This window comes from Thioclava sp. F1Mire-8 (genome assembly GCF_002213165.1).
Lineage (GTDB): Bacteria > Pseudomonadota > Alphaproteobacteria > Rhodobacterales > Rhodobacteraceae > Thioclava > Thioclava nitratireducens.
The window spans coordinates 361046-377059 of sequence record NZ_NBNY01000002.1; the positions used below are offsets into that span (position 1 = coordinate 361046).

Below are 16014 nucleotides of genomic sequence, written 5' to 3' on the forward strand. Positions count from 1 at the left end.
GCGCAGACGCGGGGAGCGACGCAAGAAATATCGGAAATGCAATCCGCGGTCATGGATGGCGCGCCGACATCGCGGCGCGCCATCTGTGTTATCAGCTGGTTGCGGCGCTCAGCGCCTGATCGAGATCGGCGATAAGGTCGTCCGCATTCTCGATCCCGATCGACAGGCGCACCACGTTCGGCGCGGCCCCTGCGGCGATCTGCTGCGCTTCGGTCAGCTGGCGGTGCGTGGTTGAAGCCGAGTGGATGATCAGCGAGCGCGCATCGCCAAGGTTGGCGACGTGGCTGAACAGCTTGAGATTGTTCACCAGCTTCACGCAGGCGTCGTATCCGCCTTTGACCGCGACGGTGAACAGCCCGCCCGCGCCCTTCGGCGAGACGGTCTTCATGCGCTCATGCCACGGCGAGCTCTCCAGCCCCGCATAGGTGACGTAGTCGATGCGCGGGTCCTTCTCGAGCCATTCGGCAATCGCTTTGGCGTTGGCGTTGTGCTTGTCCATCCGCAGGCTCAGCGTCTCGATCCCCATCAGCGTGTAATGCGCGCCTTGCGGGTTCATCGTCATGCCGAGATCACGCAGCCCGACCGCGATCGAGTGGAAGGTGAAGGCCATGGGCCCCAGTGCCTCGTGAAATTTCAGCCCGTGATAGGCAGGTTCGGGTTCGCTCAGCGACGGGAACTTGCCCGAGGCGGACCAGTCGAACTTGCCGCTATCGACGACGCAGCCGCCGGTGACGGTGCCGTTGCCGGTCATGTATTTCGTCAGCGAGTGAACGACGAGGGTCGCGCCATGCTCGATCGGGCGGCACAGGTAGGGGGTGGCCAGCGTGTTGTCGACGATCAGCGGCAGGCCGACCTTGTCGGCCAGTTTCGCCACCGCCGGAAGGTCGGTGATGTAACCGCCCGGATTCGAGATCGACTCGCAGAAGATCGCGCGGGTGTTCTCGTCCACAGCCGCTTCCAACGCGTCGAGATCGTCGAAATCGACGAAGGTGCAGGACCAGCCGAAGCGCTTGATCGTGTGGCTGAACTGGGTGATCGAGCCACCGTAGAGCCGCGTCGAGGCCACGATGTTCAGCCCCGGCCCCATCAGCGGGAAGAGCGCCATGATCTGCGCCGCATGACCCGAGGAACAGGTCACGCCGCCTGCCGCGCCTTCAAGCGCCGCGACACGTTCGGCCAGCTTCATCACCGTCGGGTTGGTCAGGCGCGAATAGATGAAGCCGACTTCCTCGAGATTGAACAGGCGCGCCGCGTGGTCGGCGTCTTTGAAGGCGTAGGATGTGGTCTGGTAGATCGGCACCTGAACCGCGCCCGTCGCGGGATCGGGATCGGCTGCGGCGTGGATTTGCAGGGTGTCGAATGCGTAGTCGGACATATCGGGGCTCCTCTTTTCTTGCCGAGACGTTAGCGGCACCGGGAGAGGCCGACAAACACATTCGTTTTCGGTGATAAGAGGCCAGAGAAGGACCGCGCGGCTCAGCGCATCCAGAGCTTCGCGCGCTTGATCCGGTTACGCAGCGCCTTCTCCTGCCGTGGCATGCCTTCCTCCGCGATGATCCCGCGCAGCTTCCGGCCCTTACCCTGATAAATCAGCTTCTTGGCAGGCTCGTAAGCCTTCAGCACTTTCTTGACCCTGTTCGGGGACGTCAGTTCTTCGACGGTGTCGATCACGGTGTCGCTCTCGCGCGCGTACATCAATGGCAGCGCGCGGTAATGACAGCTGACATCGCCGTCGAGCCCATCGAGCTCGGGTCCCGGGCGCCCGCCACCGAAGGAATGGATCACCAGCGGCAGCGCAACCTGATCGAGCCACGGATCGAGCGATTGGCAGGCCAGCTCATCCGGCGTCTCGTCGCGGATGTCGCGGGCGTAGCGCAGGAAACGGGCGCCGAACTCCGCCGGGTCGGGACCGAAGAACCAGCCTGCGTTGAAATACATGTAGCGCCGCCAGTATTCGTCCGGCTGGCTCAGATCGAGCGTCTCCTCGAACCCGTCCAGCCCGAATTTGTCGTAGAGCGACTTCCAGATGCCGGTATAGCCCGGACCGTAAAGCGGCGGCTCGGGCCAGGTGCCGGTGCGGCGCATCGAGGCTGATGGACGGTCGAAGTCGAAACCGACCTGCGACAGCGGCCCGGTAAAAACTGTATCGGTGTCGAAGAAGACGAAGGGCATCCCCGCGGGCAGGGCGGCGAGCGCCTCGATCTTGTTGCCATGGGGGTAGGACTGGCCGAAGACCTTCGACTCGAAGGGCACGATCTCGGCGCCGACCTCTTCGAGCAGCGCCCGGACCGGACCGGAGATCCGCGTCTCCTCGGACCAGCGCGGGCCGGGTTGCGGCTCGGCGATCAGCAAGCGCCCAGCGAAGTCCGGATTGGCAGCGCGGAAACTCAATACGAACAGAATCGCTTCGAATTCCAGCCGTCCCGCCTGTGCAACACAGAAGATGTTGTAGGGTTGTGAAGTCCGGTCGTTCGCCGCCATACTGCCGCCTGTCGGAGGATTTGAGCGCAGTATAGCGAGAAAGTTCAGGGGTAAAAGGTGATACGGATAAGCAAGTTAGCCGCGTTGGCGCTGTGTGGTGTCGCATTGAGCGGCCCCGCGAACGCGCAGAATTTTACCACCGCTGCCGAAGTGCGCCCGATTCTCGGCATGACCCGCGACTCCTGGGTCGCGATCCGGGAATACGGTGGCAAGGATCTGGTCTACTTCACCCATCTTCTGGCGTGGCGCTGCGGGCTGAGCGAGATTCGCTACGGTTTCAATGGTGCGCCGCCCACCAAATCGTTCAAGATGGAGAAATGCCACGAGGGCGCAGCCCAGCCCAACGCGATCTCGGGCGACAATGTCTATGTCAGCCAGCCGCAGGGCTCGGTCTCCGAGGTGCGGGTGAAGCTGATTTATGACGATGGCAGTTCGGAAGAAGCACGGTTCAGCCGCAAGGCGGTGCTGCAATAAACGGCGCAATGAATGGGCGTTATTCAACACAGCGGCCCCCGGTGGGAGCCGCGTGTCACCAGTTCCTGAAAGGGGAAGTGGTGGGTGACCCTGGAATCGAACCAGGCGTGGGTCGCCCCGGCGGAGTTACAGTCCGCTGCCGCACCTTGCAGCACGTCACCCGACGCTGGGCGGGAGATACAAAAGGGGGCGGGGGGCGTCAAGAGAGAGTTTGCCGAAAAATCGCGCTCCGGATCAGAGCTTGCCAAACGAGGTCATTCCGCGCAGGTAGGGGCCAAAGGAGACCCGCGATGAAAAAGCCAGCCTGGGTGATCGATAAGGAACGCGCCAAGCGCGCTGCGGCCGCCGAGACCGTGTGGCTCTTCGGCCTGCATGCGGTGCGCGATGCGCTGCAGAACCCGATGCGCGAGCGTCTGCGGTTGGTCTGTTCGAAGAACGCTGCCGACAAACTGGCCGAGGCGATCGAGGCGTCGGGCATGGAGCCCGAGATCGTCGATGTCCGCAAGTTCGACAAGTTCGTGCCGATCTCGACCGACTCCGTCCATCAGGGCGCGGCGCTCGAGGTGAAGCCGCTCGATTGGGGCGCGCTGAAGGATGTCTGCTTCGGGGCGCACCGTGTGGTGCTGCTCGACCGCGTCACCGATCCGCATAACGTCGGCGCCATCCTGCGCTCGGCCGAGGTGTTCGGCGCGGCCGCCGTGATCGCGCCGCATCGCCATTCCGCGCCCGAGACCGGCGCACTCGCGAAAACCGCCTCCGGCGCGCTCGAGCGTCAGCCCTATCTGCGGGTGAAGAACCTCTCCGACGCGATGGAGGAGCTTCGCCAGATGGGCTTCCGGCTGATCGGGCTTGCGGGCGAGGCGAAGATGTCGCTCGAAGACGGGCTGTCCGAGGCGGGAATGGAGCCGGTGGCGCTCGTTTTGGGCGCCGAGGGACCGGGCCTGCGCGAGAAGACCCGCGAGACCTGCGACCGTCTGGTGCGAATCCCCTTTGCGGGCGAATTCGGTTCGCTCAACGTGTCGAATGCCGCCGCGGTGTCTCTTTATGCATCCGCAAGTCGGTAATGGTCACAAAATCGCGATCATGAGGGCGTGGACCTTAAAAGCGGCGGGATGCGTTCCTATCTCGATGTCTGAGGCGCAGCTTCGGAACCGCTGCGTCTCTAGTTCACTGTCCCTCGTTCCGCCACTGTTGCGCCCAGCCTTCAAGGCTTGGGCGCATTTTTCTTAGAGGGCTGCGACAAAGGAGAGGTTTCAGATGCAAGACGAGATTCGCGACATTCTGGAAAGTACCAAGATCATCGCCGTGGTCGGCATGTCCCACAAGCCGGAGCGCCCCTCTTACGAAGTGGCGCGGTTTCTGCAATCCAAGGGGTATCGTGTGATCCCGGTCAATCCTGGGCTCGCGGGGCAACAGCTGCTGGGCGAGACGGTCTATGCCGATCTCGGCGCGATCCCCGACGAGATCGCGGTGGATATGGTCGACGTGTTCCGCCGTTCCGAGGCGGTGCCGGAGGTCGTGGACGAGGCGCTGGCGCATCTGCCCCATCTCAAGACGATCTGGATGCAGCTTGGCGTGTCGCATGACGCTGCCGCCGAGAAAGCCCGAGGGCAGGGGGTGAAAGTCGTGATGAACCGTTGCCCGAAGATCGATTATCCGCGCGTGATGGTCGGGTAAGGCGAGGGGGGGCTCTGCCCCCTCGGCCTGACGGCCTTGCCCCCGGGATATTTCGATCAAGGAGAAGACCGGATCAGCCCTTCACGGCTTTGACGGCCTCGAGAATCGCATCGGCGATGTAATCGAGATCGGGCTGCTTGAGCCGCGCGGGCAAGCGCGTATCGCAAGCGCGCATCAGCATCTCTCGGGTCTTCGGCAGCTCCGGCGCATCTCCGAGGAACTGCCAGTTCCAGAAGGCGCGCGCATTGTCTTGGCTGAGGCCGAAGACCTGCACGCTGACGCCGCGCGCTTTCGCTTCCGATTGCATCTTGCGAGCTTCGTCATCCGACCAATCGCCCGCGAGGTTGAACTGCAGCGAATCCGGGGCGCGGGTTTCGGGGCCGAGGGGCGGCGGCACGTCGAGCCAGTCGCTCGTGTTCAGCCGCTCCGCGACATAGTCGTGGTTGGCGCGACCATCGTTCACGCGGCGCTCCACTTCCGCGATCTGCGGGCGGATGACGGCGGCGGAGAGGTTCTGCATCCGGCAATTGTATAGCGGCAGCTTGTTCTGCCAGTGATGGAAGCTGTTCTGCAGGCCGGGATGCTTCTTCCAATTATGCTCATAGGCGCCCGACATGATGACCGCGCGGGCGGCGAGCTCCGGATCGTCGGTCAGCAGGATGCCGCCTTCGCCCGCGTTGATCAGCTTGTAGGACTGGAAGGAGAGGCAGCCGATCTTGCCGATGGTGCCGATCTTCTTGCCGTTCCAGAGCGTTCCGAGCGAGTGCGCCGCGTCCTCGATCACCGGCACGTCCTTCTCGGCTGCCAGTTCCATGATCACGTCCATATCGGAGGTGTGGCCGCGCATGTGAGAGATTAGCACCGCGTCGATGTTGTCGTCGAATTTCGCGCGGAAATCGTCGAGGTCGATGCGGAAATTGGAGCCGACTTCGACCAGAACCGGGACGCAATCGGCGTGGACGATGGCGGAAGGGACGGCAGCGAAGGTGAAGGCCGGGACCAGCACGCGCGCGCCGCGCGGCAGGTCGAGCGCCTTCATCGACAGGAAGAGGGCTTGCGAGCAGGATGACACCGCCACGGCGTATTTGACGCCCATGAATTCCGCGAACTCGGCTTCCAGCTTGGCGACCGGCGCGTCTTCCGAGGTGTAGCGGAACAGGTCCCCGCTGGTCAGAAGGCGTTCGATTTCGGCCCGGGCGGCCTCGGGAATGGCCTCGGCGTCGTAGCAATTCGGGGCGGTCTGTCCGTCACGCGGCATGGCAAGATATCCTGAAACTGACTTTCAGAAATACTTACACTGCAGGGGGCGAATTCTCCAGTGACCTTTTCATGACGAAACCGAGACCGGCTCAAATCCCCAGTTTGTCGCGCATCGAGAACCACGTCATCGCGGCGACCAGAAGCGGGCTGCGCAGGAGCGATCCGCCCGGGAAGCCCGGCACGTCGAGGCTGGCCATCAGGTCGAAGCGTTCGGCTTGACCTGCGACTGCCTCGGCCATGATCTTGCCCGCCATCGTGCCCATCGCGACGCCATGGCCGGAAAAGCCACTGGCCGAGAGCGCGTTTTTCAAAGGCCGTGCGAAATAGGGCATCCGGGTGCGGGTGATGGCGAGCGTGCCGCCCCAAGCGTAGTCGATCTTTACATCGGCAAGGGAGGGGTAGACCTCCAGCATCGGCTTGCGCACGGTCTGCACGATATCGGGGAACCTATAGCCGTAGCTCTCGCCGCCGCCGAAGAGCAGGCGGTTATCGTCAGAGAGCCGCCAGTAATTCACTACGAATTTCGTGTCCGCCACGGCGATATTCTCGCGCAGCACTTGGGCCACGCGCGGGCCCAGCGGCTCTGTCGCGACAATGAAATTGTTGATCGGCATCACATGCGAAGCCACGCGCGGGGCGAGGTTTCCAAGATAGCCATTGGCCGCGAAGATCAGATGATCGGCATCGATATGGCCATGCTCGGTCTGCACGCGCACCGGCGCGCCGGGACGGATATGATGGACGAGCGAACCCTCGTGGATTTCCACGCCGGCCTTGTTGCAAGCGAGCGCCAGGGACTGGGCGAAGTTCAGCGGATGCAGATGCCCTGCGCCCCGGTCGATATCGCCGCCAAGATAGGCCTCCGACGGCAGAATTGCGTGCAGCGCCTCGCGGGAGAGCGGCTCCACCTGATCGTAGCCGTAATCGCGGGCCAGTTTCTCCGCCATGTGGTGGGAATGCGCGACCTCGGATTCCGTCCGGCAGGCATGGGCGATGCCGGGGTGAAAGGTCACGTCCATCTCGTATCGTGCGATCAGGTCGCGGATCAGCGCTTTCGCGTCCTCTCCGATATCCCAAAGCCTGCGCGCCATTTCGGGGCCGTGGGCTTTCTCCAGATCGTCCTGCTCCAGCCGCTGGCCCGAGCCCACCTGCCCGCCATTGCGTCCCGACGCCCCGAAGCCTACGCGATGGGCCTCGAGCAGCCGCACCGAATAGCCCTTTTCCGCCAGATGCAGCGCCGCCGAGAGGCCCGTGAAGCCGCCGCCCACCACGCAGACATCCGCCCGGTGGCGGCCCGTCAACGCGGGCCAGCGCCGGTCGGTCAGCGCGGTCGCCGCGTAATAGCTCGGCGCGTGCTCGCCCTTGCGGTCATTGGCGAAGAGCAGGTTCATCGCATCACACGTTCATCAACAGGTGCTCGCGCTCCCACGGCGAGATCACCTGTAGGAACTCTTTGTATTCGTTGCGCTTCACGGCCTCGTAGACGGCGCAGAATTCCGGCCCCAGCACGTCGCGGATCGGGGCACTTTCCGAGAACAGATCGAGCGCATCGCCCAGATTCACCGGCACGTCTTCGGCCGACATATAGGCGTCGCCCAGGCATTCGGGCTTCGGCATCTGCTTTTCCTTGAGGCCCAGATAAGCGCAAGCGAGCGAGGCCGCGAGCCCGAGATAGGGGTTGCAGTCCATTCCCGCGAGACGGTTTTCGATCCGCCGCGCCGCTGGGCCGGAGATCGGTACGCGCAGGCCCGTCGTGCGGTTGTCACGGCCCCATTCAAGATTGATCGGGGCCGCGAAATCCGGGACGTAGCGGCGATAGCTGTTCACGTAGGGCGCCAGCAGCGCGATCACCGCGGGCAGGTGCGTCTGAAGCCCCGCGATGCAATGCAGGAAGGCCTCCGTCTCGCCGCCCCTCTCGTCCGAGAAGATGTTCTCGCCGGTCTTGGTGTCGATCACCGATTGGTGGATATGCATGGCCGAGCCCGGCTCGCCCTCGATCGGCTTCGCCATGAAGGTGGCAAAGCAATCCTGACGCAGGGCGGCCTCGCGGATCAGCCGCTTGAAGTAGAAGATCTGGTCGGCGAGTTCGACCGGGTCGCCATGGGCGAGGTTGATCTCGATCTGCCCGGCACCGCCTTCCTGCAAGATGCCGTCGATCTCGAAACCCTGAAGCTCGGCGAAGTCGTAGATATCGTCGATGACCTTGCCGTATTCATCGACCGCCGACATCGAATAGGCCTGCTTGGCGGCCGCGCGACGACCAGACCGCCCCATCGGCGGGATGATCGGCTGGTTCGGATCCACATTGCGTGCAACGAGGAAGAATTCCATTTCGGGGGCGACGACCGGCACCCAACCCTCGGCCTCGTAGAGCGAAAGCACGCGCTTGAGCACGTTGCGTGGGGCGATCGGCACCGGGTTGCCCTGCTGGTCCTCGACGTCGTGGATGATCTGCAAGGTCCAGTCCGCCGTCCAGGGCGCGGCCGTCGCGGTCGAGAAATCGGGCGTCAGGATCATGTCCGGCTCGGTGAAGGCGCCCGAGGGGTTGTCAGTCCACTCGCCGGTGATCGTCTGCAGGAAGATCGAGTTCGGCAGGAAGAAGCGATCCTGGAACTTGAATTTCGACGCGGGCATCGCCTTGCCGCGCGCGACCCCCGCGATGTCGGCGACAATGCATTCAACCTCGTCGAGACGCCGACCCTCGATGTAATCGCGTGCGGCTTGCGGGATGCGGTCGGTCCAGTCCTTCATGTCGCTCATCGGTCAGCTTTCCGGGTGCGCGGGCACCCTTGTCTTGAGGAAGAAATCGGCGATGCGCTCGGCGATCCGGGGCGCGCCGTTGGGCCGGCCCAGCCGCGTGCGGGCCGCCTCCATCAACTCGTCGGGCACGACGCCGCGCCCGCGTGTGTCCATCAACCCTTCCACGAATTCGTCGCGAAACTCGGGATGGGGCTGAACGGTGAAGATCGTGTCGCCATAGGTAAGCGCTGGATAGGCGCAGAAATCATTGCCCGCAATCGGTGTCGCACCCGGCGGCAGCTCGGTCACCTGATCCTGATGCCACGCGTTGAGTGCGATCACCTCGCCGCCGAAATCGTAATCCTGCGGGCCTACGGCCCAGCCGCCGGAGAATTTCTCGACCTTGCCGCCAAGCGCCTGCGCGATGATTTGGTGGCCGAAACAGATGCCAACCATCGGCACCTTCTCGGCATGAGCGTCGCGGATGAACGTCTCGAGTGGCTTGATGAAGGGATGATCCTCGTAGGCGCCGTGACGGGAGCCGGTGATCAGCCAGCCGTCGCACTCATGCACGTCTTTCGGGAAGTGCATATGCTCGACGTCGTAGCGTTGGAATTCGAGGCCGCGCCCGGCGAGCAGGGCTTCGAACATGTCGGGATAATCGCCCGCCTTGTCGCGCAGAACGTCGGGGGATTGGCCGGTTTGGAGAATGCCGATACGCATGGGAGGTCCGCTCGTAAGCTCTTGTTGCCGAAGCGTAGTGCGGGCCGTGAGCGGCGGCAAGGGGGGCGCTGCTGGTTCGCCGGATCGCGACCGGAAGGCGCGAAGGGGGCTCCGCCCCCGGCGCGTGCGCGCCTCCCCCGGGATATTTCCATCAAGAGGAAGATCCGTTTCGGCTTGGGCGAAATATCCCGGGGGGAGGGCGATAGCCCGAGGGGGCAGCGCCCCCTCTTCCTTTGGTTTTGTCGCCCTCCGGCAACGGGGACAGAGCCTCCCGTGCGCGACGCTTAACGCGAGCGGATCATTCCCATGATCTCGAGCGTCTGGCCCAGGATCGGCTGCGCGATCTCGTCGGCCCGGTTTGCGCCATCGCCCAAGATATTGTCGATCTCGGAAGGGTCGTTCATCAGCCGGGTCATCTCGTCCGAGATCGGGGCGAGCTTCGCGACTGCGAGCTCCGCCAGCGCCGGTTTGAACTTGCCGAAGCCCTCGCCGCCATATTCGCCCAGCACTTGGGTCGGCGTCATGTCGGCCAGCGCGGCGTAGATGTTCACGAGGTTGCGCGCCTCGGCTCGGTCCTTGAGCCCCTCGATCTCGGAGGGCAGGGGCTCGGGGTCGGTCACGGCCTTGCGAATCTTCTTGGCGATCGTGTCGGCATCGTCGGTCAGGTTGATGCGGCTCGCGTCCGAGGGGTCGGATTTCGACATCTTCTTGGTGCCGTCGCGCAGGGACATCACCCGGGTAGCGGCGCCTTCGATCAGCGGCTCGGGGGAGGGGAAGAACTCGGTCCCGTAGTCGTGGTTGAACTTGGCCGCAATGTCGCGGGTCAATTCGACGTGCTGCTTCTGATCCTCGCCCACCGGCACCATCGTCGCGTGATATAGCAGGATGTCGGCGGCCATCAGGGCGGGATAGGCATAGAGGCCCAGCGAGGCCTTCTCGGCATTCTTGCCCGCCTTGTCCTTGAACTGGGTCATCCGGTTCATCCAGCCCAGACGCGCGACGCAGTTCAGCGCCCAGGCCAGTTCGGCATGGGCCGACACTTGCGATTGGTTGAACAGGATCGAGCGTTTCGGGTCGACGCCCGAGGCGATGAAGGCGGCAGCTGCCTCGCGGGTGTTGCGGCGCAGCGCCTCGGGCTCTTGCCAGACCGTGATCGCGTGCAGGTCGACGAGGCAGTAGATCGTCTCGATTCCTTCGTCCTGCTTCTGGGCGAAGCGCTTGAGCGCGCCCAGATAGTTGCCCAGCGTGAGCCCGCCCGAGGGCTGGATGCCGGAGAAGATCCGCGGTTTGAAATTGGCGTTGAGGGGTTGCGCTTGCTCGCTCATCTGATGCTCCTGATCTGCGGGGGGTGGAAGCCCGCCATTGAGGATCTCCCGGGGTGGAAATCCGCTCTCCGCTCGCTTATCGCTAAAGCGCAAAGGGCGCAACTGAGCCCGCGAGCAGGAGGCCATTAATGCGCGACGGCTATGACGAACACCCGATGAACCCGCTGCCGCCAGTGGTCTGGCTTTTGGCGCTGCCGATCATCGCGACGGAGCTGTTCTTCGCGATGGGCCAGTCGGGGCTGATCGGCGGGGCGCAGGCGGCGGGCTGGCGGCTCGACGCGCTGCAGAAATTCGCATTCTCGCCGCAGGTGATGCGCGCGATGGTCCAGACCGGGCAATATCCGCCGGAGCAGATGATGCGAATTCTGACCTATCCGTTCGTCAACGCTTCGGTGACTCAGGCGATCTTCGTGCTCGTGTTCCTCTTGGCGCTGGGCAAGATGGTGGGCGAGGTGTTCTCGGGCCTCGCCGTGGCGATCGTCTTCTTCGGGGCGACGATCCTTGGCGCGCTTGTCTATGCGGCGCTGCCCTTTACGCAGATCGGGCTCTATGGCGGCTATCCCGGCGATTACGGGCTGATCGGGGCGTTCACATGGATTCTGTGGACGCGACTGGGGCAGGAAAATGCGAACCAGTTCCGGGCCTTCTCGTTGATCGGCGCACTGATGGGCATTCAGCTGCTGTTTGCGATGATCTTCGGCGCGCGGCCCGACTGGATCGCGGATATCGTCGGGTTCGTGGCAGGCTTCGTGCTGAGCTTCTTCGTGGCGCCCGGCGGAATGCAGCGGACGTTGCAGCGGTTGCGGCGTCGGTGAGCCTTCCTGGCCAGGGGCGACCAGCCCCGGGCCGCGCCCGACCCTCCCACCGGGAGGGCGCATTGGCGAAGTCGGCGCAGGCATTAGCGGCCGTCGGGCATGAGAGATAAAGCGCCCAGCGAGAGACGGACTAAAGCGCCTACCCTAGGGTCGGGCGCGGCCCTTACGCCCCGCCCGGACCGCGCCGCATCGCACCTTTCAGATCGGCCATATGCATCGCACCGATCGCGATGGCCGTGCCGAAATAGACGACCATCCCGAACAGCACGAGCCCCAGTAGCGCCAGCGCACGTAGGCCCGGCACGGTGAATGCGCCGGGCACCGCCCAGGTCACCGCCCAGATCGCAGCGCCCATCACCAGCGCCGCGATCACGATGCGGGGCAGGCGGCGGTAGAAACGGTGATCGAAGCTCGCGGCTTCCCCCATCGGGCGTGCGCCGAGCCAAAGCTGCGCGACCATCGCCCAGGCGGCGAGCGTCGTTCCGACAGCCGCCGCAAGGTAGCCGATCACGAAGGACAGCCCGATCGCCAACACCGCATTCACCACCATCGCGACGAGCGCGTAGTTGAACGGCGTGCGCGTGTTCTCGCGGGCGAAATACAAGGGCTGCAGAACCTTTTGCAGCACGAAGGCGGGCAGGCCGAGGCCGTAGATCGCGGTGGCCCAGGCCGTGGCAATGGTGTCCTCGTGGGTGAACTGGCCGCGCTCGAACAGGACCGAGACGATGGGCTGGGCTGCCACCAGCAGCGCTACGGCGGGGCCGACGGTGAAGAGGAGCGCGAACTCTCCCGCACGCGAAAAGGAATAGCGGCTGCCGGCCGTGTCGCCGCCGCGCAAGCGACGAGACAGGTCGGGCAGCAGAACCACGCCGATCGCGATGCCCACGACGCCCAGCGGCAACTGATAGAGCCGATCGGCATAGTTCAGCCACGCGATCGCGCCGTCGAAATGCGAGGCGACCTGACGGCCCACCAGCAGGTTCACCTGCACCACGCCGCCCGCGAGCATCGCCGGGATCGCGATCCGAACGAGGCGTTTCATGTCGGGAGAGAGGCGCGGGCGTTTCGGGACGATCTTGTAGCCCGCCCGCCATGCCGCGGCCCAGACCAGCGCCAGTTGCGCCACGCCCGCAACGGGCACGGCCCAGGCCAGCGCATCGCCCACCGGCCAGCCGGCTTGATCGGCCATCAGCATCGCGATGACGAAGGTGACGTTCAGCAGCACGGGTGCCGCAGCGGCAGCGGCGAAGTGACCGGCGGCGTTCAGCACGCCTGACAGAAGCGCGCTGAGCGAGATGAAGAGGATGTAGGGGAAGGCGATCCGGCCATAGCTCGTGGCGATGGCGAACCGCTCATCGCCCGCGAAGCCCGAGGCCATCGCCAGCACCAGCCACGGCATTGCCGCCGAAGCCACCAGTGTCAGCACGATCAGCACCGAGGCCAAGCCGCCCATTGCCTCGCGCGCGAAGCCCTGCGCGTCCTCGCCGCCCTCCAGCTTCTTCGAGAAGATCGGGATGAAGGCGGTGTTGAACGCGCCTTCCGCGAAGAAACGGCGAAACAGGTTCGGCAGCGAGAAGGCCACGAGGAAGGCCTCCGCCACCGGGCCTGCACCGAGATAGGCCGCGATCATCATGTCGCGCGCAAAGCCGAGGATGCGGCTCGCCATGGTCCAGCCGCCCACCGTGAGGAAGCCGCGCACCAGCCGGATTGGTTTCATATTAGTTGCCCGCCCGTTTCGCGCCCGAGGCAATCGCGTCCATCAGCTTCTTCTCGAGAGCTTCCTGGCGCGATTTGGAATGGAGTTTCAGGCCGAACATGTCTTTCACGTAGAAGCTGTCCACGACCTGAGCGCCATAGGTGGCGATCACCGCCGAGGAGATCGAGATATTGTTCGATGCCAGCGCCCGGGTCAGGTCGTAGAGAAGGCCGGGCCGGTCGCGGGTATCGACTTCGATGATCGTGTAGATATCCGATCCCTCGTTGTCGATGGTGATATGGGTCGGGAACTTGAACTCGCGCTCACGCTTCTTGAGCTTGTCGCGATCCTTGAGCGCCTCGCGGGCGACGACCTCGCCTTTCAGCGTCTTCTCGATCATCCCGCGCAGGCGGGTCAGTTTCGAGGCCTCGTAGGGATGGCCCTCGGCATCCTGAACCCAGAAGACGGCGGTCGCGTAGCCGTCCTTCGAGGTATAGGTGCGCGCATCGACCACGTTCGCGCCGACCAGCGCCAGCGCGCCGGAGAGCCGGGAGAAAATGCCGGGGTGATCGGCGAGAGCGAAGCTGACGCGGGTCGCGTCGTGATCGTCATCGGGATGCAGGTCGATACGGATCTCGTTATCGCCCAGATCGCGCAGCAGCCGCGCGAAGATCTCGTGATTGACCGTGGCGAGCGCCTGCCAGTAGGGCGGGTAATGGCGGGCGAGCTCGGCGCGGATGCGGGTCTTGTCCCAATCGTCCTGCGCCTCCAGCACTTCGCGCAGGGCACGTTTGGCCTCGTCGGTACGCTGCTCGCGATTGACCGCTTCCAGCCCGTGCTCCAACGCCATCGCGGTCTCGGAATGCAGCTTGCGCAGCAGCGTCGCTTTCCAGTTGTTCCACACGTTCGGGCCGACGCCGCGAATGTCACAGACCGTCAGCACCGTCAGCAGGTCGAGTCGCTTGCGCGACTTCACGCGCTTGGCGAAATCGCGGATCGTGCGCGGGTCCGACAGGTCGCGTTTCTGCGCCACGTCGGACATCAGAAGGTGATGGCGCACCAGCCATTCGACGGTGTCGCATTCCTCTGGGTTCAACCCCAGCCGCGGCGCTACCTTGCGGGCGATCTTCGCGCCGAGGATCGAGTGATCTTCGGGGCGTCCCTTGCCGATGTCATGCACCAGCAGCGCGACATAGAGAACCTTGCGATTGATGCCTTCTTCGAGAATATGCGACGAGAGCGGCAGATCCTCCACCAGCTCCTTGCGCTCGATCTGTGCCAGCGTCGAGACGACCTGTATCGTGTGCTCATCCACGGTGTAGCTGTGATACATGTTGAACTGCATCATCGCGACGATCGGCTCGAATTCGGGGATGAAGGCGGCCAGCACGCCCAGCTCGTTCATGCGGCGCAGCGCGCGTTCCGGGTTGCCGTGCTTCAGGAGCAGATCGAGGAAGATACGCTGCGCCTCGCGATTGGTGCGCACCTTGTCGTCGATCAGGTCGAGATTGGCCGAGACGAGCCGCATCGCGTCAGGGTGGATAAGCATCCCCGATCGCAGCCCCTCTTCGAAGAGGCGCAGCAGGTTGACCGGATCGGAGAGGAAGGCCTTCTCGTCGGCCACGTTGATGCGTCCGTTCTCTTCGCAATAGGGGGCCTTCAGCTTGCGTCGCCGGCGGAAAATCCGCGTCAGCATCGGCGCGCTTTTGACGTGCTGCGCTTCGAGCTTGGTCAGGAAGATCCGGGTCACGTCGCCCACGGCGGTCGCGTGGCGGAAGTAATCCTGCATGAAGACCTCTACCGCGCGGCGGCCCGCCAGATCGCGATAGCCCATGCGCTCGGCCACCTCGACCTGCATGTCGAAGGTCAGCTGATCCGAAGCGCGGCCGGAGATCAGATGCAGGTGACAACGCACCGCCCAGAGGTAATTCTCGGCCTCGTGGAAGGTCTCGTATTCCTCGGGCGAAAATGCCCCGATCTCCATCAATTCGCGGGCGCGGCCCACATGATGGATGTATTTGCCGATCCAGTAGAGGGTCTGCAGGTCGCGCAGGCCCCCCTTGCCCTCTTTCACGTTCGGTTCGAGCACGTAGCGCTGCCCGCCCTGCCGGCGGTGGCGTTGCGAGCGTTCCTCAAGCTTGGCCTCGATGAACTCGGCCTCGGTCCCCTCGAAAAGGTCGTGGTGAAGGCGCAGCGACAGCGCCTCGGCCAGCTTATCGTCGCCGCCGACGCAGCGATGCTCCAGAAGTGCGGTGCGGATCGTGATGTCCTCGCGCCCGAGCCGGATGCAATCGTCGAGCGTCCGAGACGAATGACCGACCTTCAGCTTCAGATCCCAGAGCATGTAGAGCATCGACTCGATGACGCTCTCGGCCCAGGGGGTGACCTTGTAAGGGGTGAGGAAGAGCAGATCGACATCGGAATGCGGCGCCATCTCGGCGCGGCCATAGCCGCCCACGGCGAGCACCGCGAAACGCTCTGCCTCGGTGCGGATGCCGCTTGGATGCAGACGCGTCGTCGCGATGCGCAGCACCGACCGGACGATCCCGTCCGTCATCTGGGCATAGGCTTCGACCGTGTCGCGCGCCGCGCGCGGGTGCCTCTCGAAATCAGCCTCGATCGCAGCGGTGGCGGCGCGGCGCTCCTCGGTGAGGAAGTTCACCGTCGCGGTCCGGATGTCCTTGGGATCGCTTGCACCGGAGGTTGCGGCGTCGAGCGCGTCGAACAGACGCTGCTGATCCAGAAGGAGGGGCGCCCCGGTCGATGCCGGGGCGGTGTCTGTCATGCTGGTCACTGCGCGATCTCGTCCCTTTGCGGGCCCTTT

General features: G+C 64.3%; 13 protein-coding genes and 1 tRNA gene. 4 read left to right on the forward strand and 10 right to left on the reverse strand.

Annotated elements, in window-relative coordinates; genetic code table 11:
- Nucleotides 1-91 precede the first annotated feature (91 nt).
- On the reverse strand, nucleotides 92-1375 hold the full coding sequence (locus tag B6V75_RS10265) for an O-acetylhomoserine aminocarboxypropyltransferase/cysteine synthase family protein (RefSeq protein WP_075774091.1): 1284 nt from the start codon (nucleotides 1373-1375) through the stop codon (nucleotides 92-94).
- A 101-nt stretch (nucleotides 1376-1476) separates the two neighbouring features.
- The gene (locus B6V75_RS10270; RefSeq protein ID WP_088719621.1) at nucleotides 1477-2481 is read right to left on the reverse strand and encodes a hypothetical protein; all 1005 of its coding nucleotides are present in this window, start codon (nucleotides 2479-2481) and stop codon (nucleotides 1477-1479) included.
- Between the two features lie 168 nt (nucleotides 2482-2649).
- Between B6V75_RS10270 and B6V75_RS10275 the strand changes: the two genes are divergently transcribed.
- Nucleotides 2650-2955 (forward strand): hypothetical protein, encoded by a 306-nt coding sequence (locus B6V75_RS10275; RefSeq protein ID WP_233242987.1) that lies wholly within the window; start codon nucleotides 2650-2652, stop codon nucleotides 2953-2955.
- A gap of 78 nt (nucleotides 2956-3033) precedes the next feature.
- On the opposite strand, the gene B6V75_RS10280 is transcribed toward B6V75_RS10275, so the two are convergent.
- Nucleotides 3034-3117: transfer RNA gene (locus B6V75_RS10280), tRNA-Tyr, on the reverse strand.
- A gap of 128 nt (nucleotides 3118-3245) precedes the next feature.
- Between B6V75_RS10280 and rlmB the strand changes: the two genes are divergently transcribed.
- Nucleotides 3246-4019, forward strand: coding sequence for a 23S rRNA (guanosine(2251)-2'-O)-methyltransferase RlmB (rlmB, locus tag B6V75_RS10285; protein WP_088719623.1), 774 nt, complete (start codon nucleotides 3246-3248; stop codon nucleotides 4017-4019).
- Nucleotides 4020-4212: 193 nt separating this feature from the next.
- On the forward strand, nucleotides 4213-4632 hold the full coding sequence (locus tag B6V75_RS10290; protein WP_088719624.1) for a CoA-binding protein: 420 nt from the start codon (nucleotides 4213-4215) through the stop codon (nucleotides 4630-4632).
- 73 nt (nucleotides 4633-4705) lie between these two features.
- Here the strand turns inward: B6V75_RS10290 and B6V75_RS10295 are convergent, their stop codons facing one another.
- From B6V75_RS10295 to trpS, 5 genes are all read right to left on the reverse strand, one after another.
- Nucleotides 4706-5890, reverse strand: coding sequence for an aminotransferase class I/II-fold pyridoxal phosphate-dependent enzyme (locus tag B6V75_RS10295; RefSeq protein ID WP_088719625.1), 1185 nt, complete (start codon nucleotides 5888-5890; stop codon nucleotides 4706-4708).
- A gap of 91 nt (nucleotides 5891-5981) precedes the next feature.
- A complete protein-coding gene (locus tag B6V75_RS10300) occupies nucleotides 5982-7283 on the reverse strand; it encodes an FAD-binding oxidoreductase (RefSeq protein ID WP_088719626.1) in 1302 nt (433 codons plus the stop codon).
- A gap of 4 nt (nucleotides 7284-7287) precedes the next feature.
- Complete coding sequence (locus tag B6V75_RS10305; protein ID WP_088719768.1) at nucleotides 7288-8643, reverse strand: glutamine synthetase family protein; 1356 nt, start codon at nucleotides 8641-8643, stop codon at nucleotides 7288-7290.
- Nucleotides 8644-8655: 12 nt separating this feature from the next.
- A complete protein-coding gene (locus tag B6V75_RS10310) occupies nucleotides 8656-9354 on the reverse strand; it encodes a type 1 glutamine amidotransferase (protein ID WP_075774097.1) in 699 nt (232 codons plus the stop codon).
- Between the two features lie 284 nt (nucleotides 9355-9638).
- Nucleotides 9639-10679 carry a tryptophan--tRNA ligase gene (gene trpS, locus B6V75_RS10315; protein ID WP_088719627.1) on the reverse strand — a complete coding sequence of 347 codons (1041 nt, stop codon included), beginning with the start codon at nucleotides 10677-10679 and terminating at the stop codon, nucleotides 9639-9641.
- Nucleotides 10680-10807: 128 nt separating this feature from the next.
- On the opposite strand from trpS, the gene B6V75_RS10320 reads away from it, so the two are divergent.
- Nucleotides 10808-11494 (forward strand): rhomboid family intramembrane serine protease, encoded by a 687-nt coding sequence (locus B6V75_RS10320; RefSeq protein WP_075774099.1) that lies wholly within the window; start codon nucleotides 10808-10810, stop codon nucleotides 11492-11494.
- A 163-nt stretch (nucleotides 11495-11657) separates the two neighbouring features.
- Here B6V75_RS10320 and murJ read toward each other — a convergent pair whose 3' ends face one another.
- The gene (murJ, locus tag B6V75_RS10325; protein ID WP_088719628.1) at nucleotides 11658-13211 is read right to left on the reverse strand and encodes a murein biosynthesis integral membrane protein MurJ; all 1554 of its coding nucleotides are present in this window, start codon (nucleotides 13209-13211) and stop codon (nucleotides 11658-11660) included.
- 1 nt (nucleotide 13212) lies between these two features.
- Nucleotides 13213-15975, reverse strand: coding sequence for a [protein-PII] uridylyltransferase (locus B6V75_RS10330; protein ID WP_088719629.1), 2763 nt, complete (start codon nucleotides 15973-15975; stop codon nucleotides 13213-13215).
- Nucleotides 15976-16014: the final 39 nt, after the last annotated feature.

What these genes read in the sequence shown, in the direction of transcription:
- B6V75_RS10330 (WP_088719629.1), bottom strand. Translation starts at nt 15,975, where the DNA reads ATGACAGACACCGCCCCGGCATCGACCGGGGCGCCCCTCCTTCTGGAT.
- B6V75_RS10320 (WP_075774099.1), top strand. Translation starts at nt 10,808, where the DNA reads ATGCGCGACGGCTATGACGAACACCCGATGAACCCGCTGCCGCCAGTG.
- B6V75_RS10270 (WP_088719621.1), bottom strand. Translation starts at nt 2,481, where the DNA reads ATGGCGGCGAACGACCGGACTTCACAACCCTACAACATCTTCTGTGTT.
- B6V75_RS10290 (WP_088719624.1), top strand. Translation starts at nt 4,213, where the DNA reads ATGCAAGACGAGATTCGCGACATTCTGGAAAGTACCAAGATCATCGCC.
- B6V75_RS10300 (WP_088719626.1), bottom strand. Translation starts at nt 7,283, where the DNA reads ATGAACCTGCTCTTCGCCAATGACCGCAAGGGCGAGCACGCGCCGAGC.
- B6V75_RS10295 (WP_088719625.1), bottom strand. Translation starts at nt 5,890, where the DNA reads ATGCCGCGTGACGGACAGACCGCCCCGAATTGCTACGACGCCGAGGCC.
- trpS (WP_088719627.1), bottom strand. Translation starts at nt 10,679, where the DNA reads ATGAGCGAGCAAGCGCAACCCCTCAACGCCAATTTCAAACCGCGGATC.
- B6V75_RS10275 (WP_233242987.1), top strand. Translation starts at nt 2,650, where the DNA reads ATGACCCGCGACTCCTGGGTCGCGATCCGGGAATACGGTGGCAAGGAT.
- B6V75_RS10305 (WP_088719768.1), bottom strand. Translation starts at nt 8,643, where the DNA reads ATGAAGGACTGGACCGACCGCATCCCGCAAGCCGCACGCGATTACATC.
- rlmB (WP_088719623.1), top strand. Translation starts at nt 3,246, where the DNA reads ATGAAAAAGCCAGCCTGGGTGATCGATAAGGAACGCGCCAAGCGCGCT.
- B6V75_RS10310 (WP_075774097.1), bottom strand. Translation starts at nt 9,354, where the DNA reads ATGCGTATCGGCATTCTCCAAACCGGCCAATCCCCCGACGTTCTGCGC.
- B6V75_RS10265 (WP_075774091.1), bottom strand. Translation starts at nt 1,375, where the DNA reads ATGTCCGACTACGCATTCGACACCCTGCAAATCCACGCCGCAGCCGAT.
- murJ (WP_088719628.1), bottom strand. Translation starts at nt 13,211, where the DNA reads ATGAAACCAATCCGGCTGGTGCGCGGCTTCCTCACGGTGGGCGGCTGG.